At 57.3% G+C, this 17,696-nt stretch carries 15 protein-coding genes; 6 read left to right on the top strand and 9 right to left on the bottom strand.

Annotation, left to right across the window (positions count from 1 at the left end; all coding sequences use genetic code 11):
- Positions 1-24: 24 nt before the first annotated feature.
- A complete protein-coding gene (locus SJY29_RS11785) occupies positions 25-348 on the bottom strand; it encodes a DUF6280 family protein (protein WP_055294189.1) in 324 nt (107 codons plus the stop codon).
- A 225-nt stretch (positions 349-573) separates the two neighbouring features.
- On the opposite strand from SJY29_RS11785, the gene efp reads away from it, so the two are divergent.
- Positions 574-1,137, top strand: a complete 564-nt coding sequence (gene efp / locus SJY29_RS11780) for an elongation factor P (RefSeq protein ID WP_076659252.1) — start codon at positions 574-576, stop codon at positions 1,135-1,137.
- A 2-nt stretch (positions 1,138-1,139) separates the two neighbouring features.
- On the opposite strand, the gene SJY29_RS11775 is transcribed toward efp, so the two are convergent.
- Both SJY29_RS11775 and SJY29_RS11770 read right to left on the bottom strand, forming a co-directional pair.
- The gene (locus tag SJY29_RS11775) at positions 1,140-1,874 is read right to left on the bottom strand and encodes a YgfZ/GcvT domain-containing protein (protein WP_400083194.1); all 735 of its coding nucleotides are present in this window, start codon (positions 1,872-1,874) and stop codon (positions 1,140-1,142) included.
- On the bottom strand, positions 1,867-3,657 hold the full coding sequence (locus SJY29_RS11770; protein WP_400083192.1) for an ABC transporter ATP-binding protein: 1,791 nt from the start codon (positions 3,655-3,657) through the stop codon (positions 1,867-1,869). The genes SJY29_RS11775 and SJY29_RS11770 overlap by 8 nt, the downstream gene beginning before the upstream one ends.
- A 130-nt stretch (positions 3,658-3,787) precedes the next feature.
- Between SJY29_RS11770 and SJY29_RS11765 the strand changes: the two genes are divergently transcribed.
- On the top strand, positions 3,788-4,966 hold the full coding sequence (locus SJY29_RS11765) for a pyridoxal-phosphate-dependent aminotransferase family protein (RefSeq protein ID WP_400083189.1): 1,179 nt from the start codon (positions 3,788-3,790) through the stop codon (positions 4,964-4,966).
- On the opposite strand, the gene SJY29_RS11760 is transcribed toward SJY29_RS11765, so the two are convergent.
- Entirely contained in the window at positions 4,963-5,148 is a 186-nt protein-coding gene (locus tag SJY29_RS11760) for a hypothetical protein (protein ID WP_110278319.1), read from the bottom strand. The two genes, SJY29_RS11765 and SJY29_RS11760, sit on opposite strands and share 4 nt — an antisense overlap.
- 48 nt (positions 5,149-5,196) lie before the next feature.
- Positions 5,197-6,312 carry a pyridoxal phosphate-dependent aminotransferase gene (locus SJY29_RS11755; RefSeq protein ID WP_400083186.1) on the bottom strand — a complete coding sequence of 372 codons (1,116 nt, stop codon included), beginning with the start codon at positions 6,310-6,312 and terminating at the stop codon, positions 5,197-5,199.
- 76 nt (positions 6,313-6,388) lie between these two features.
- Here SJY29_RS11755 and SJY29_RS11750 point away from each other — a divergent pair, with 76 nt between their 5' ends.
- Positions 6,389-6,550 (top strand): Tat pathway signal protein, encoded by a 162-nt coding sequence (locus SJY29_RS11750; protein ID WP_400083183.1) that lies wholly within the window; start codon positions 6,389-6,391, stop codon positions 6,548-6,550.
- A gap of 73 nt (positions 6,551-6,623) precedes the next feature.
- Here SJY29_RS11750 and SJY29_RS11745 read toward each other — a convergent pair whose 3' ends face one another.
- A complete protein-coding gene (locus SJY29_RS11745; protein WP_400083180.1) occupies positions 6,624-9,737 on the bottom strand; it encodes a valine--tRNA ligase in 3,114 nt (1,037 codons plus the stop codon).
- Between the two features lie 170 nt (positions 9,738-9,907).
- Between SJY29_RS11745 and SJY29_RS11740 the strand changes: the two genes are divergently transcribed.
- Positions 9,908-12,208, top strand: a complete 2,301-nt coding sequence (locus SJY29_RS11740) for a xanthine dehydrogenase family protein molybdopterin-binding subunit (protein ID WP_400083178.1) — start codon at positions 9,908-9,910, stop codon at positions 12,206-12,208.
- The gene (locus tag SJY29_RS11735; protein WP_400088918.1) at positions 12,195-13,262 is read left to right on the top strand and encodes a DUF2235 domain-containing protein; all 1,068 of its coding nucleotides are present in this window, start codon (positions 12,195-12,197) and stop codon (positions 13,260-13,262) included. Before SJY29_RS11740 ends, SJY29_RS11735 begins: the two co-directional genes overlap by 14 nt.
- Here SJY29_RS11735 and SJY29_RS11730 read toward each other — a convergent pair.
- Positions 13,224-13,709, bottom strand: coding sequence for a PaaI family thioesterase (locus SJY29_RS11730; protein WP_400083176.1), 486 nt, complete (start codon positions 13,707-13,709; stop codon positions 13,224-13,226). The genes SJY29_RS11735 and SJY29_RS11730 overlap by 39 nt on opposite strands.
- Before the next feature lie 36 nt (positions 13,710-13,745).
- Positions 13,746-14,612 (bottom strand): methylenetetrahydrofolate reductase [NAD(P)H], encoded by an 867-nt coding sequence (gene metF, locus SJY29_RS11725; RefSeq protein WP_400083173.1) that lies wholly within the window; start codon positions 14,610-14,612, stop codon positions 13,746-13,748.
- 92 nt (positions 14,613-14,704) lie between these two features.
- On the opposite strand from metF, the gene SJY29_RS11720 reads away from it, so the two are divergent.
- Positions 14,705-15,610: a LysR family transcriptional regulator gene (locus tag SJY29_RS11720; protein ID WP_110278326.1), complete on the top strand. Its 906-nt coding sequence runs from the start codon at positions 14,705-14,707 to the stop codon at positions 15,608-15,610.
- Here the strand turns inward: SJY29_RS11720 and SJY29_RS11715 are convergent.
- The gene (locus SJY29_RS11715) at positions 15,607-17,559 is read right to left on the bottom strand and encodes a putative bifunctional diguanylate cyclase/phosphodiesterase (RefSeq protein ID WP_400083170.1); all 1,953 of its coding nucleotides are present in this window, start codon (positions 17,557-17,559) and stop codon (positions 15,607-15,609) included. The two genes, SJY29_RS11720 and SJY29_RS11715, sit on opposite strands and share 4 nt — an antisense overlap.
- Positions 17,560-17,696: the final 137 nt, after the last annotated feature.

Below are 17,696 nucleotides of genomic sequence, written 5' to 3'. Positions count from 1 at the left end.
TAACGCAAAACTGCCGGTCTAAACCTAGGCAGCACGTGCCTCTTGCTCGGCTGCATTGCGGCGTTCGCTTTCTTCGCGTGACAGTGCAACGGATGTCCGCACACCTTTACCCACGAATTCCATCAAACCGCTTACAACCCGCTCGTTCGGGTCGATACCTGCACATGACAATACTTCACGTCCATCACGTGAACGCGCCCAACGCGCAATCTGCTCTGGACCATTTCCGTATTTCTTGTCATCTGCAATAGCATCGTCGAGAGCTGCCAGTACCACGGCAGCAAAGAGTTTGCGGGCACGGTTGCCTTGTTCGTTGTTAAAGGCTGTACCGTCGACGAAATCTCTCATCATATTTCCTTTTTTTGCTCTTGTAGTTCCCGCGTAGGGGCCCTTATGCCCGTTTTGATCCGATTCGGGGGTTCTCTTTTGGAATGGCAGGTATGCGCTCAGTGCATGGCTTGTGCCGCAAAAAGAGACCACGATTGGTTGAACTTGCCAGCTCCCCACCAGCTGGATATAGGCTGCGACTGAAACCTTTCAACCTTTCTTAACAATCTAAAGAGCCTCAGACCCATGCCCAAAATCAACGGTAATGAAATTCGTCCCGGCAATGTCCTTGAACACGAAGGCGGTCTCTGGGGCGCTGTAAAAGTAGATCACGTCAAGCCCGGAAAAGGCGGCGCCTTTGCACAGGTGGAACTGAAAAATCTGCGCGACGGGCGCAAGTTGAACGAGCGTTTCCGGTCCGCCGACAAGGTTGAACGTGTGCGTCTGGACCAGAAGGACCAGCAGTTCCTGTTTGAAGAGGGCGACATGCTGACATTCATGGACAGCGACACCTATGAGCAAATTGCATTGCCGTCCGATATTCTGGGCGACCGCCGCCCGTTCTTGCAGGACGGTATGATGGTCAAGATCGAATACTATGGCGAAGAGGCGCTGAACGTCAGCCTGCCGCAGAAAGTTGTCTGCAAGGTTGTTGAGACCGAGCCTGTCGTGAAGGGCCAGACAGCCGCAAACAGCTTCAAGCCAGCCGTTCTCGACAATGGTGTGCGCGTTATGATCCCGCCTTTTGTCGGGCAGGACGAAGATATCGTGGTGAACACTGAAACGTTCGAATACGCCGAACGCGCCTAAACCTACTTCAGGCGGGTGAGGGTTGCCTCGCCTGCCTGCATCGGGCCATCGGCCCGGTCAAAGCGCAGAAATGCGAGCGCCTTGTCGCCATCAATCGTATACAAGGTACCCACCGGTTTCCCGTCTGCCGTGATCGGATCCCCTGGCACTGCTGTGCCTGCGACAGAAACAAGCGCCAATCCCTTCTTCAGCGTTGTTTTGTGTTTCATGCGGGCAACAATTTCCTGCCCGACGAAACAGCCTTTTTTGAAGTCCACGCCGTGCAGGCGCTCAAAGCCGGCTTCCAGGACATAGGTGTCATCGTCAAGTTCGATGCCGGTTTCAGGGATCAGGTTTGCGACGCGGAGCGCGTTCCAGTCAGTTTCGTCACTGATATCTGTATCGCCATAGGCGCGCCAGCCAAGTGCGTCATGGCGTGGGTCGGCATAAGCGCCCTCGGGTGCGGTGCCCGTGCCGCGTGACACCACCAGATCAGTCTGTTCAATCGTCACCGCCGCGCGCAACCGGTACATCATAAGCCGCTGGCCTAGTTTCTGCGCATGGGATGTTGCGACATCAATCAGCAGGCGGTCCTGCTCGCCGATGACAAAAAAATCAGCAATGAACTTGCCCTGCGGCGTCAGCAGCGCCGTGTAGATGATCGCGCCGTCTGCGCGCCGCACGTCGTTCGTCACCAAACCTTGCAAGAACGATACGCGGTCATCACCACCAATGGAAAGGACGGTCCGGTCAGACATTATCTGTGCTCTCCTCTTGCGAAAATTGAAGGCGGTGCAGGTCTGCGTAAATGCCGCCGCGCGCCAAAAGCGTTTCATGGTCGCCCTGATCAACAACGCGGCCGTGGTCCATGACCACGATCGAATCGGCATTGCGGATCGTCGAAAGCCGATGCGCGATGACCAGTGTTGTTCGCCCTGTTGAAAGCTTTTCAAGCGCTTGCTGCACGATTGCTTCGGATTTTGTATCCAGTGCGCTTGTCGCCTCGTCCAGCAGCAGGATGGGCGTGTCACGCAAGAGCGCACGCGCAATCGCCACACGCTGCCGTTGACCACCCGAAAGATTTGATCCGCGTGGTCCGGCGGGGCTATCAAGCCCGTTGGGCAAGGACGGCAGGAAGTCACTGACGTGGGCTGCATCAAGAACAGATTTCAAATGCGCCTCATCCACTCCTTCGCGGCCCAGCAGGATGTTATCGCGCAGCGTTTCGTCAAAAAGGGCGGCGTCCTGGGTGACGACAGAAAACAGGCTGCGCAGGTCGGCCAGATCATAGTCTGTGATCGGAACGCCTGCGACCATCGCGGCCCCTTCGCGCGGCTCGACCAGACGGGTCAGCACATTAAAGACCGTGCTTTTGCCCGCCCCGGATGCGCCGACGAGCGCGGTGGTTTTGCCCGCTTCAGCGGTAAAGCTTGCCCCGCGCAAAACAGGCAGATCACCGTAGTTCATGGACACATTTTCCAAAGCGACCGAAGGGGCGCTGTGGGGGACCGTTTTGGCTTTGGCAGGTGACAGGATCGTCGGCTGCAGGTTCAGCACATATTGCAGACGCTCCACGCTTGCTGCGGCCATCTGCCATTGCCCGCTCATCAGGCCAAGGCGACGCAGTGGATCGAAAGCAAGCGACATGGCCGTAAAGAACGCCATGAATTCGCCATTGGTCTTTTCGCCAGCGATAATCTCGGACCCGCCATAAAGCATGACTGCCAAAAAACCGATCCCTGTCATGATATCAATCAATGCAGGCACCGCTGCTTGCCCCGCTGTCGTGCGCATACTTGCCGTAACACCCTGCTGGATCAGCGCGTCATACCGTTTTGCCTGATAGGTTTCGAGCGCATTGAGCTTGATCGGGTTGATGCCGTGAAACACCTCATCAAGTCGGGTCGAGACATTGCCTGCAATTTCACGCGCACTGCGTGAACGACGACGAATATAGGCCTGCACAAGAATGGATGGCAGAATCAAGAGTGGAATGCCGATGATCGCAATCAAGGTCCATTTCCAATCAATCCAGATCGCGACGGCGAGCAGACCAATCAATGACACCAGATCGCGCGCGACAGCCGTCAGCAAACTGCTCCAGACCGAGTTAATGACATTCACGTCGCCCTGCACGCGTTCGATCAACTGGCCTGGTGGGTGGATTTGAAAAAAGCCGCTGTCGAGCGACATCATATGCCGCAGCAAATGTTTGCGCATGGCAGCTGACGCGAGCTCTTTGATCCATTGCATCAAGATGCGCTGGCAAGAGGATGTGAGCGCGCGGACGAAAAAGATCGTCATGATCCCGAACCCGACAAAATAAAGGGCGTTCCGGTCGCCTTGGGCGAAAACATCATCAAACATTGGTTGGATCATGCGGCTGATCAGTGCCAGCATTGACCCTTCGACCATCATCAGGACGACGGCTGCAGCGAGCAGCCATTTGTGCTCCCGCAGGTAATCGCGCCAGAGCCAACCAAAGAGTTTGGTGGCAGATTGCTGCTTTTTGGAGCCGGATTTCGGGGTAGGAGGGGGCATCACTGGCCTTTTGCAAACTCTGCTCTCTCTCGTCTACGCGGAAATGGGGGCATAGAGCAAGCGAGGCAAGGTTGACGTTGCACGGCGCTTCATTAAGGTCCTGCCGAGTTATAAAGAAAGCCCCCAAAACATGTCGCTATCTCAAGGTCGTGCTTATTTGGCCATCCCTGGTCCGTCAGTCATTCCTGATGACGTTTTGCGCGCAATGCACCGCGCATCGCCCAACATTTACGAGGGTGAGCTGCATGACTTGACCGCCAGTCTCGTGCCGGATCTTAAAGAGATCGCGATGACAGACAGCAACGTGGCCATTTACATTGGAAACGGACACGCCGCTTGGGAAGCGGCCCTTGCCAATACGATCTCGGTTGGCGACACCGTTCTGGTGCTGGCGACAGGGCGTTTTTGCATCGGTTGGGGGGAGATGGCCGCGGGGCTAGGCGCAAAGGTCGAGACCATCGACTATGGCGCGCAATCACCGATTGGCCTTGCACAGGTGGAAGAGGTTTTGGCCAACGACAAAGAAGGCCGGATCAAGGCGGTTCTCGCAGTGCATGTCGATACCTCCACCAGCGTCAAAAACGATATTGCGGCCCTGCGGGATGTCATGGATCGCGTTGGGCATCCGGCGCTGCTTATGGCAGACTGCATTGCGTCATTAGGGTGTGACCGGTTTGAAATGGACGCTTGGGGCGTGGATGTCATGGTCGCGGGGTGCCAAAAAGGCCTGATGACGCCTGCGGGTATCAGCTTTGTCTGGTTCAATGAAAAGGCCGATGCAGCCCGTGGTGACCGGGTGACAACCTATTGGGACTGGCGACCGCGCACCAACCCAGAGTTCTATTTTCAGTACTTTGACGGCACTGCCCCGACGCACCACCTCTACGGGTTGCGCACGGCGCTGGACCTCATCAAGGCGGAGGGTTTGGACAATGTTTTCGCGCGGCATGAAAAGCTAGCGCAGGTCATCTGGACGGCCTTTGACCATTGGTCGTCGGAAGGGCCAATGTACCTGAATATCGCTGATCCTGCGCATCGGTCCCATGCGGTGACGTCCGTCAGTATCGGTTCGCCCCATGGGGATGCACTGCGCCATTGGTGTGAACATAAATGCGGTCTGACGCTGGGAATCGGGCTGGGCCGGTCGCCGGCTGACGCCTATTTCCGGATTGGCCACATGGGGCATGTGAATGCCCATATGATCATGGGCGCGCTCGGCACAATCGAAGCGGGGTTGAATGCATTGAACATTCCACATGGGCAAGGTGCCTTGTCTGCTGCCGCAAAGGCCATTGCGGCCCGCGCCTAGCCGTTCTTGATACGGTCAATCCATTTGACGCACTGAAGAATGGCGTAGGCGGTGGCGGCGACCCAGAGGTACCCAACGGCAGCCGCGATCACCCAGAAGCCCATGAACAAAAAAACCCAAAGCGTTCCGAGAAACGCATCGGTATAGTCTTCTACGGCTTGCACAGGGCGACGATGCGACATGATTAATCCTTCTGCGGTTGCGGAAAGATAATCAGCCCAAAATAAAAATCACCTTAATTTTTCGTGTGCTTGCGCCAGCGCCTTTGGGAGGGCCTGCGCAAAGGCGTCGAGCTGTGCTTCTGTACCACAACTGACACGGATGCAGCGGTCCTGCGGGGGGACAAAGGGCATTCTCACAAAGATGCCCTCTGCAACAAGGGCGGCCAGAACGGCGCGGGCAAAATCGCCGCCGCGTCCACAGTCAATCGTGACGAAATTGGTGGCTGAGGGCAGCGGATGCAAACCGTGCGCTTGCGCAATCGCACCAATCCGGTTGCGCGCTTGTGCAACTTCTTTCCGGACGTGGGAGAGCCAACCGGTATCTTGCAACGCGGCCAATGCGCCTTCCTGACTGATCCGGCACATGCCGAAATGGTTGCGGACCTTGTTGAAACCGCTGATCACCTCTGACGATCCGATCGCATAGCCGACACGCGCACCGGCCATACCATGCGCTTTCGAGAAAGTGCGCATGCGGATGACGTTTGACGCGTTTGGGTCAATCGCAGGCGCGGTACCATCCGGAGCGAGATCAATATAGGCTTCGTCCAGAACCAGCATACATCCTGACGGCAGGCGGTTGATCATATGCTGGATCACCTCTGCTGTGTGCCAGCTGCCCATCGGATTGTCGGGATTGGCGATATAGACAAGTTTCGCCGCCACTTCGGTTGCTTTGGCAATCAGCGCGTCTGGGTCTTCGTGATCGCCACTGTAAGGCACTGTGTGCAGCGTCCCGCCGAAACCCGCGACATGGTAATTGAAGGTGGGATAGGCCCCTGCCGAAGTGACGACGGCGTCGCCTGCGCCAACATAAAGGCGGACCAGAAGCCCCAGGAGCGCATCAATGCCTTCGCCGACCATGATGTTCTCAGGCTCAATTCCGTGATACGCGGCTAGCGCGTGGCGTAGGTCATGGCTTTCGGGATCGCCATACATCCATGCTTCGCCTGCGGCCTTCTGCATGGCTGCGATGGCCTTTGGCGAGGGGCCAAAGGCGCTCTCGTTTGCACCGAGGCGCGCTGTAAATGCGCGGCCCATCTGGCGTTCTTGCGCTTCGGGTCCGACGAACGGGACCGAGGCAGGCAGGCTTTCTGCGAGTGGGGTAAGGGCGGGTTTTGTCATGGGGCCAGATAAGCCTGTGCTTGAATTCTGTGCAACTGTTCTTATGTGCGAGCGGTTCTCATTAAGGGGGTGTCGCATGAAACTGAGTAGACGCGGATTTTTGGCGAGTTCGGGCGCGGCACTTGCGGTACGGTCTATGCCGCAGGTGGCGGCCAAGACGGGTGGGTGGCGCATTTTGACGCTAGTCTATGATAAAGCATTGGGGATGATGCGCGCGGTCGAGCGTGTGGTGCCCTGAGAATTGCCTCCGGCGGAAGTTTGAAGAGACATGGAAAGTCAGGGGGCAGTGACACGGCCGCCCCCTGTTTGGTCTAGCCGATCTCTTGTAGGCGCGCGATGGCCGCCTTGAGCTGCGCCTCTTCGTTTTCGCGTAAGGCAAGGTTGGCTTTCGCTTCGGCCACAACCTCATCCGGGGCGGATTCGATGAATTTGGGGTTGTTCAAACGCCCGCGCAGGCCACCCAGTTCCTTGCCCAGCTTCTGCATCGTTTTTTCGAGCCGCGCGATTTCCTCGGCCACGTCGATCAGATCGGCCAGCGGAATACCAAAGGTGCCGCCTTCCATCGGGATGGTGACGCAGCCTTTGGGGAAGTCATCCACATGTGAAAGGCTTTCGATGCGGGCAAGGCGCTGGATCAGCACATGGTTGTTGTCCCATGCGGATTGCCCTTTGGCGTCCAGCCCCGTCACCAGAAGCGGCACTTTGGCACCCGCCGGCACATGTACCTGCGCGCGCGCCGAGCGGACGTTATCGATCAGATCAATCACCCAGTTCATTTCGCGGTCGGCGTCCGCATCCACGAGATCGGCCGCCGTATAGGTCGGCCAATCGGCGTGGACCAGCATTTTGGCGCGGCTGTCGGCCTGCTGCCAGAGCTCTTCGGTGATGAACGGCATGATCGGGTGCAGCAGGATCAGGCATTGGTCCAGCACCCAGCGCAGGGTTTGTTCTGTCTCGGCCTTGGCCGCCGCATCATCGCTCTGCAGGATCGGTTTGGAGAATTCCAGATACCAGTCGCAGACCTTGCCCCATGTGAAGGCATAAAGCGCGTCGGCGGCGTCGTTAAAGCGATACGCCTCCATCGCGGCATCAACGGTCTCGCGCACTTTGCCGGTTTCGCCGATGATCCATTTGTTGAGCGTTTGTGTCGCTTCTGGCCGTGTCGCATCGCCGGGGTAGGGGATGTCGTAGTGGTCGGCAAAGCTGAAGGCGTTCCACAGTTTCGTGCCGAAGTTGCGATAGCCTTTGATCCGGTCCTCGGAGATTTTCAGCACACCACCCAAGGCCGCCATCTGCGCGTTGGAAAAGCGCAGGGCGTCGGCGCCGTAGGCGTCGATCATGTCGAGCGGGTCGATGACGTTGCCCTTGGTTTTGGACATCTTTTCGCCCTTTGCGTCGCGGACGAGCTGGTGCAGATAAACCGTGTGGAAAGGTTCCTGGCCCAAGACCGCCTCGGACATCATCATCATGCGGGCGACCCAGAAGAACAGGATGTCCTGACCGGTGACAAGGACGTCGCCGGGGAAGTATTTCATAGCCTCATCTTCCGCAGGCCAGCCGAGGGTGCCGAAAGGCCAGAGACCGGAGGAGAACCATGTGTCGAGGACGTCGGGGTCGCGGTACAAGTACAGCTGATACTCATCTTCATCGGCTAGTCGGCCAAATTCTTGCTCATCGACAACAAACTGCGGGTCGCCAGATTCTGCCCCATCGTAATACTGCCTGACTTGTTCAAGCAGTTCTGTTTCGTTTGCTGCGCAGAATGTGTGTGTTTCTGAGTAATCTAGCGATTTGTGGTAAACCTCGGTTGGATTGTAGTGCTCACCACTGTCATCTTCGTGAGGGACAAATGTCTGAACACCAGGCCCATACCAAACCGGGATCTGATGCCCCCACCACAGTTGGCGCGAGATGCACCATGGCTCGATATTCTCCAGCCAGTGGTAATACACCTTCTCGCCGCTTTCGGGCATGATCTTGGTGCGGCCTTCCTTGACTGCATCCAGCGCGGGGCCGACGATTTGCGCGGTGTCGACGAACCATTGGTCGGTCAGCATCGGTTCGATCACAACTTTTGAGCGGTCGCCGAAGGGCTGCATGATTTTTTTGGCTTCGACATAGGGGATCATGGCGGGTTCGCCGGTTGCGTCTTCGCGTGGGTTGTCACCCACCCTACCATCGTCCTCCGTAGGGTGGGTGGAACCCACGCGTGGATTGGGCACCATCACCGCATTACCCTCAGCCGTAATATCCGCCACCACCCGCTTGCGCGCCTCGAACCGGTCCAGCCCGCGGTATTCCTCGGGGACCATGTTCATCGCGGCGATCATCGCTTCGTCAAATTCCTGTTCGCCGTTGGCGATGGCTTGGGCGATGGCGGCCTCTTCCACATAGGGTTTGCCGTCAGCGCGCATCGCACCTTTGGTGTCCATCAGGTTGTACATCGGGATGCCGCCGCGCTTGGCGACTTCATAGTCGTTGAAGTCATGCGCGCCGGTGATTTTCACCGCGCCCGACCCGAAGTTCATATCGGGGTAGGGGTCTGTGATGATCGGGATCAGGCGGCGTTGTTCTTTGGGACCCACGGGGATTTCGCACAGTTTGCCGACGATGGGCGCATAGCGTTCGTCGTCTTTGTGGACCGCAACAGCACCATCGCCCAGCATTGTTTCGGGGCGGGTCGTGGCGATCGAGATGTAATCGCGGGTTTCGCGCAGGGTGACGTTACCGTCCTCATCCTTCTCGACGTATTCATAGGTCTCGCCACCGGCCAGCGGGTATTTGAAGTGCCACATATGGCCGTCGACCTCGATATTCTCGACCTCAAGATCGGAAATCGCGGTTTCGAAATGCGGGTCCCAGTTGACCAGACGCTTGCCGCGGTAGATCAGGCCCTTGTTGTACATCTCGACAAAGACCTTGAGCACAGCGTCGTGGAAATTGCCGGGTTTTTCCGTTGCAGGCGCGCTTTCAGCACCCGACATGGTAAAGGCCGAACGGGACCAATCCATACTGTCGCCCAAGCGCCGCGCCTGTTGTTCGATCTGCCCGCCGTTGGCCGCCTTCCATTCCCAAACCTTTTCAAGGAATTTCTCGCGGCCCATCTCGGTGCGCTTTGGCAGGCCTTTTGCGGCAAGGTCTTTTTCCACCATCAATTGCGTGGCGATACCCGCATGATCCAGCCCCGGTTGCCAGAGCGTGTCGTAGCCCTGCATCCGCTTCCAGCGGGTCAGCATGTCCATGATGGTATGGTTAAACGCGTGTCCGACGTGCAGGTGGCCTGTCACATTAGGGGGCGGCAACATGATGCAAAAGGTTTCATCGCGGCTGGCATTTGCGCCTGCTTTGAAAGCGCCTGCATCTTCCCACATTTTGTAAAGGCGGGGTTCTGCTGTCTTGGCGTCGAATGTCTTTTCCATCGGCATCGGTTTGGTCCTTGCTGTGTACGCAGGGCAAATAACGCGCTGATGGGGTGAGGGGAAGAGTAAGGTGGGTTTAAACCCACCTTACCTGATGAAAAACGGCTTTTCAGTGTTGCCGCTGGACTTGGACCGATCCACCGCTAGGGTCTGCGTCAAGCAAGCGAGGTGCAGCAATGGAAAAATTCGGCAAAAGCCAATCGGTGACACGGGTCGAGGATCAGCGGTTTTTGACCGGTTATGGCCGCTACATTGATGATATCGCGCCAGCGGATGCGCTATTCGCATACTTCCTGCGCGCCACAACCGCCCATGGCGAGATCACGACGCTTGATGTTGATGAGGCCCGCGCGATGCCTGGCGTCCATCTGGTCGTGACCGCCGATGATCTTGCGGATGCCGGTGTGGTTTTGGGCTTGGCTGGGGCGACTGTGAAGAACCGTGATGGATCGCGGGGGGCCGCACCCGAGCGCCCTCTGCTTGCGCGGGGCCGTGTGCGCCATGTGGGTGAGGCCATTGTCATGATCGTCGCTGAAACCTTGTCGGCCGCCAAAGATGCCGCAGAGGTGATCCTCGTGGAAGTTGATGAGTTGCCGACGCATGTCGCATTGGCGGTTGGGGGTGAAGCTATCCATGCGGAAGCGCCCGAAAATCTGGCTTTCGACTGGGAGCTTGGCGATGCAGCCGCCACACAAGCTCGCATCCAAGAGGCCGCGCATGTCGTCACCGTCGATGTGATGGATAACCGCATCATTGCCAATGCAATGGAGCCGCGCGGATGCTATGCCGAGGTCGCGGACGGTCGTTTGCACGTGGCGCTGAACGGGCAGGGCGTCTGGGTCCCCAAGGGCGATCTGGCACGGCACTTCAATCTTGATCCTGCCGATATCCGTGTGACAACGCCCGATGTAGGCGGCGGTTTCGGGATGAAGGCCATGCGCTATCCCGAGCCATTTTGTGTCGCCCATGCCGCCCGCATCCTGGGCCGCCCTGTGCGCTGGATGTCGGACCGGGGCGAGGCGATGTTATCGGACAATGCCGGTCGTGATCTGACCTCGACGGCAACACTTGCCTTTGATGATAACTATCGCATCACGGCGTACCAGCTTGATACGATTGCAAACATGGGTGCGTATAATTCGCAATTTGCGCAAAACATCCAGACTGAGCTCTTTTCCAAGGTCCTGATGGGCACCTATGACGTTCAGACCGCCTACATGCGCACGCGGGGGGTCTATACCAATACGACACCCGTTGATGCCTATCGCGGTGCCGGACGGCCCGAGGCGATTTTCGTGCTGGAACGGACTGTGGATGAGGCGGCACGGCAGCTGGGTGTTGATCCATGGGTCTTGCGCGAAAAGAACTTCATCGCACCTGACAAATTTCCCTATAAGACCGTGTCAGGGGTCACCTATGACGTGGGTGATTTCGCGATGGTGCTGGCCAGCGCAGGCCGCGAGGCTGACCGCGCAGGCTATGCTATGCGTAAGGCAGCATCGGCCAAGTCTGGCAAACTGCGTGGGCAGGGGCTTTGCTATTATATCGAAAGCATCCTTGGAAATCCGTCCGAGACAACCGCGGTCGAATTTACGCCCGAGGGTGCCACAATCTATGTCGGCACCCAGTCCAACGGGCAGGGCCATGAAACAGTCTATGCGCAATTCCTGTCGGACCAGACCGGTATTCCTGCGGGTCAGATTACTGTTGTACAGGGCGATAGCGACCGTATCGCCACTGGCGGTGGGACGGGCGGGTCGCGGTCGGTCACCGTGCAAAATACAGCAACACTGGCAGCGGTTGATGTGATCCTTGAGGGTCTTACCGCTTTTCTTGCAGATGCCGAAGGTGTCGATGCCGGTGCGGTCAGCTTTGATGATGAACGCTTCCGGATTACCGGCTCGAACCTGACGCCGACACTGCTTGAGGTGGCGGATATGGCGCGGGCTGCTGGGCGCGATGATCTGTTGCGCCATTCGGCGACGATCAAGCTCGACAACCGCAGTTTTCCGAATGGTGCGCATGTGGTCGAGGTCGAGATTGATCCCGAAACCGGCGTTGTCACTGTCGACCGCTATACTGTTGTTGATGACTTCGGCAATCTGATCAACCCGATGCTGGCCGAGGGACAGGTGCATGGCGGTGTGGCGCAGGGCATCGGTCAGGCGCTGACCGAACGGGTGGTGTTTGATGCGGATGGCCAGCTGCTCACAGCAAGTTTTATGGACTACGGGATGCCGCGCGCGGATGATCTGCCTATGATCAGGTTTTCAACTGAATGTGTGCCGTCAACTTACAACCCCATGGGCATGAAAGGCTGTGGTGAGGCTGGCACTGTTGGCGCGCTTGCCGCAATGGCGAATGCTGTGCTGGATGCGCTGTGGGAATTAGGTGTGCGCGAGGTAGAAATGCCGTTCACCCCGCACCGTGTCTGGAAAACGATCCGGAAAGCAAAGGATGCGCGTGCAGCTGCGTGACTGGTTCTTCGGGCTTTTTGACAGAAGCCCACGCAGTGAAGAAGGTGCTGTGCGCGGGCGTGGCCCTGCGATCCATGTGGTTATCCTTGACGGGACAATGTCGTCACTTGCCGAGGGCTGCGAAACGAACGCGGGGCTGACGTTCAAACTCTTGTGTGAGGTCGGACGCACCGCCAATGTGACTGTCCACTATGAAGCCGGGATCCAATGGCGTGACTGGAGAAGCACATGGGACGTCATGACCGGCAAAGGGATCAATCGGCAGATCGAGCGCGCCTATGGCGTCGTTGCCTCGCGGTACCGTCCCGGTGACCGGATCGTTCTTGTCGGCTATTCAAGGGGGGCATATGCCGTGCGCTCGCTTGCAGGCGTCATTGATATGGTCGGACTGGTCCGGTCCGAACATGCCACTGTCCGGACGATCCGCCAAGCATACCGTCACTACCGCAGCGGTGCACAAAGCCAGACAGTAGACGCGTTCCGGTCACTTTATTGCCACCCGTCCATCGAAGTCGAGGCGGTCGCGGTTTGGGATACGGTCAAAGCACTGGGCCTGCGGTTGCCGGTCATCTGGCGCTGGGCGGAAGCACAGCACAACTTCCACAATCACGCGCTCGGCCCGCATATTCGCAACGGCTTTCACGCTTTGGCGGTTGACGAGACCCGCCGCGCCTATGCCCCTGTGATGTGGCAGTTTCCCGACGGCTGGTCCGGCCATGTGGAGCAAGTCTGGTTTCGCGGAAATCATGGTGACGTGGGCGGGCAGGTCTGGCAGCATCCGCCATCGCGGCCTTTGGCCAATATCCCCTTGGTATGGATGCTGGAGCGTTTGTCAGAGTGCGGGGTGCCTTTTCCCGAAGGCTGGCGCGGGCGCTTTGCGCAAGATCCGGCGGCCCCGTCTATCGGAAACTGGCGGGCCTGGGCCAAGGTATTTTTGTCGCGGCGCAGGCGTATTGTGGGACAGGATCGCTCGGAACGCCTGCATGAAACCATCAGCGATGCCGGGGCGTCTGTGTCAGTCGCCCCGCAGCTTCATGATCAGACAAGTGGCTGAGCCGGTGGCATAAAGCTTACCTGTTGTCGCATCGCGAATCTCGCCCCGCGCCACTCCGGTAGAGCGCCCGGCATGTTCGATGATCCCCGTGGCGAGTATTTCGGCCCCTATCGGAATAGCGCCGACCAAATTAACCTTATATTCCAAAGTGGTATAAACAGAACCCTTGGGCGTCATCGTCATCACAGCGCAGGACATGCAGCTGTCAAGCAACGTCCCGTACCACCCGCCATGCACACCGCCTGCAGGATTGCTATGCTGGAATTCCGGTTTGCCGCGGAAGGTGACTTCGCCTTTCTCCACAGCCTCCAATGAATAGTTCATCAAGGCCGAGATCGGCGGCCGCGAGATGCGCCCGTCCTGCATCGCTTGCATGAATTCAAGGCCCGACATTGACAGGGTTGTCTCAAGGTCGGGCATTTCTTCGGGTGTGGTCGCAGTAAACATTGGCGCTCCGGACAATTTTCGCCCGAAGCTGGCGCGTCAGGCCACGTTTTGCAACCGGACTTTTGGCGTCACACCAAGCGCATGGCACACGTCACGTGACAATTCGGGACGGTTCAATGTGTAGAAGTGCAGATGATCAACACCACCTTGCAGCAGGTCATCACACAGTTCTGTTGCGACGGCGGTCGCCAAGAGTTCGGTGCTGCCATCACGGGTGGCATTCTCGAACGCGTCATGGATCACCTGCGGGATATGCGTGCCGCACTGTTTTGCAAAGCGCTGGGTGCCGTTCCAGTTTTCAACCGGCAGGATCCCGGGGATGATCTGGCCATCAATGCCTGCCTTAACGCAGGCGTCACGGAAACGGAAAAACGTCTCGGCCTCAAAGAAGAATTGCGTGATAGCAGAGGTCGCCCCAGCGTCAAACTTGCGCTTGAGGAAAGCGATATCGGCGGCGTGGTCGGTCGCTTCAGGGTGCTTTTCGGGGTAGGCGCCCACGCGGATGGTGAACCGGCCAGTGTTGGCCAATGCCTCGATCAGCGCGACCGAGCTGTCAAATCCTTCAGGATGGGCGGTGAATTTCGCGGCACCCTGAGGGGCATCGCCGCGCAGCGCCACGATTTCGCGCACACCCGCGGCAGCGTAGTCTTCTGCGATCTGCAAGGTCTCGGCGCGTGTCGCGTCCACGCATGTCAGGTGTGCTGCCACATTCAAACCGCTGGTTTTGTGGATTGTCGTGACGGCTTCGTGCGTCAGTTTGCGGGTGGTACCGCCGGCACCATAGGTCACGGAAACAAAAGTGGGGTCCAAAGGGGCAAGCGTGTTAACGCAATCCCACAGACGAAAAGACCCCTCAAGGGATTTGGGGGGGAAGAATTCGAAGGAAACGTTCGGCTTGGACATGATGCACCTCTTGCTTGCCATGATCTTTTGTCATCAGTATGAAGTTGACGCAATTTCATAAACTTCACCAAGGTCATGAGGACGCCTCATATATGCATATCGAGTTTCGACACCTGCGGACAATCAAGGCGATCCATGACACCGGCGGGCTCGCGCGCGCGGCAGACCAGTTGAATATAACCCAATCGGCCCTGTCCCATCAAATCAAGGGGATCGAGGACCAGGCGGGTGTTGAGCTTTTCGTGCGGCGATCAAAGCCGCTGAAACTATCTGCCGCAGGGATGAAGATGCTCGCCGCAGCCGAGCAGATCCTGCCGCAAGTAGCGGCGCTGGAGGCCGAGTTCTCTGGTCTGGTGGCAGGGAGTGCAGGCAGATTGCATATCGCGATCGAGTGTCACGCCTGTTTCGAATGGCTCTTTCCTGTTTTGGAACAGTTCCGCAAAGCCTGGCCCGAGGTCGATGTCGATATTCGCCCCGGCCTCGCGTTTGATGCTCTGCCAGCCTTGCGCAAGGAAGAGGTTGATCTGGTTGTCTCCTCTGATCCCGAGGATTTGCCAGAGACGGATTTTACACCGCTTTTTGACTACGAACCGGTTTTTGTAGCGTCGGCCAATCATCCTCTGGCCCAAAAGGACGTCATCGAAGCGGAGGATTTTCGCGGTGAGACGCTGATCACCTATCCCGTCGATCGCGCGCGGCTCGATATCTTTTCGCAGCTTTTGACACCCGCCAAAGTCGAGCCCGCAGCAGTGCGACAGGTAGAACTCACGGCTGTAATACTTCTCTTGGTGGCCTCTAACCGCGGTGTCGCGGTTCTACCGGACTGGGTTGTCAGGCAGGTGCGTTTCAATGCGGATTATGTGACGCGGCCTTTGACGAAAGAAGGCATCACGCGCCGTCTTTACGCAGCGACGCGGGCAGAGGATACAAGCCGTCCTTTCATGGCGCATTTGATCCGGCTTGCCCGGCAGGAAGCGGTGAAGATGCAGCGCGCCTAGGCCGCTGTTGTGATGCCGGTGGGGGTGATCAGACCCTGCCTGCGCGCATGAAGTCGCAAACATGTTTCGTGTAAGGGCATTGCGGCGCCGTAGAAATAGCCCTGGACGTATTTGCAGCCCATGTCGCGGAGCATGTCGCGCTGTTGTGCAGTCTCTACGCCTTCTGCAATCAAGTCGACCTTAAGGCCTTTGCTGATTGTTACCAGTCCTTCGATCAGCACTCTTGCGGCAGGATCAAACCCCAGATCACGCACAAAGCCCGTGTCGAGTTTGAGTTCATCAAACTCCATCTCCTTGAGGTGCTGAAGCGAGGCATAGCCGGTCCCAAAATCATCCAGCGAAATGCGCACGCCTGCATCGCGGAAAAGCTGGATCGAGCGACGGATAATCTCGCCCGCGCGTGCGATGAAAATGTCCTCCGTAATCTCGAATGTCAGATGGTGCCGCAGTTCGGGATACCGGTCGAGGATCGCAAAGAGTTCCTTACGGCCTAGGAGTGTCGCCAGCGTGACCTCTGACATATTGATTGACACCTGTCCTGGATCGAGTCCTTCTTGCTTCATTTGGGCAAGGTCCCGCAGCACAAGTTCAGCAGTGCTGGCCATGAAGCTGCCTTGCAATGCCAGCTCGTTGATCATGGGAAGAAACTGTGATGGTGCAAGAAGGCCGCGCTGTGGATGTTCCCATCGCGAAAGTGCCTCAAACCCGACGATTTCACCGGTATCGATCCGCACTTTCGGCTGATAGTAAGGCAAGATCTCTCCGTTGCGCATCGCTGCCAACAAAATCTCGCGGTCCTTCAATGTGGGGCGAACAGGAAACGCATTCTTGTCATAGATCATGATATTTGTGTTTGAATCCTGCTTGGCGCGATACATCGCCTGGTCCGCCCCCGAGAGCAGTTCCGGCGGTGTACTTGCATCCGGTCCCTGCCGCGCGATGCCAATGCTGACGCCGACATCAAGCTGCTTTTGCTCGAATGGAATGGTCTCTCGTAGCTTGTCGACAAGATGGGCCGCGAAAGAGTCAGCCTGTTTCAGGGACGTGATATTCGCCGATATTAGTGCGAATTCGTCGCCACCGACGCGCGCAACACGATCACCGCGCACTGCGAGTGCGTCCAGTCTTGACGCAATTGCACAAAGGACGGCGTCCCCGGCTTTGTGTCCATAGCTGTCGTTGATGGGTTTGAACCCATCCAAATCGATCAGAAAAACGGTCACACCCTGTTTATTGGCATGCTGGGACATCATGCTTTGGACGACTTCATCAAAGGCGCGACAATTCATCAAACCGGTCAGGCTGTCGATGCGCGAGAGCTTCTCAAGATCGGCAAGACGCGCATTGGCGTCTTGTCGCGCTCTTTCAAGCGCTTGATGTGTATCCTTTTGCAGGTTCATCGTATCAAAGGTGTTCATAATATAAACAAAAGTCGAAATTGACGTCAGCATCCACGCTGTGGGGTCTTGCGCAAAAGCGGGATTGTGCATCAGGGTCCAATGCATCAGAAACATCGCGGCAAAAGCGACGAGCATCTGACTCCAGTTATAAAACGGAAGCAGTCCGAAGGCGTTGCTGACGTGAACGTATATCCCGAAAACCCAAAGATAACCGGTAATCACATAGGGCAGACTGTCGCTTTGTGAGAGAATCACACCAAGCGCCAGATAGGGGAACATGGCCAACCAATTGAACAGGAACACAGCAAGCCCCGACGACAGTTGCAGCGGAGGGTCAAATTTTGAGGCCCGTTTGTTCAATGGATAGGAGATAATTTCCAGAATGGCGATAACGGTCAAAACGATGAGCGCCTGCGCCCCCAACCCTGCATGAATGCAGATACCAGCCATCAAGACAGCCGCACCCACGCGCTTTATGATGTCCCGACCAGAAATATGGCCGACGATCTGCGTTTCATGCAGGAAATGATTAATGCGGTACGGTTTCATACTGTCCTACTCGTCACTAGGGGCAACTATGCAAGCAAGCAGCAAACAAGCCGTTAATATCTCCAAATTATGTGATTGTACTGGAAAGTCGCTTGCCTCTTGTTCCGCCTAGCCCGACGGCCTATACGCCGCGCTTG

This window comes from Yoonia sp. R78084 (assembly GCF_044595625.1).
Taxonomy (GTDB): Bacteria; Pseudomonadota; Alphaproteobacteria; order Rhodobacterales; family Rhodobacteraceae; genus Yoonia.
Note: the sequence above shows the minus strand (reverse complement) of the source record. Positions and strands in the feature narration are given on the sequence as shown.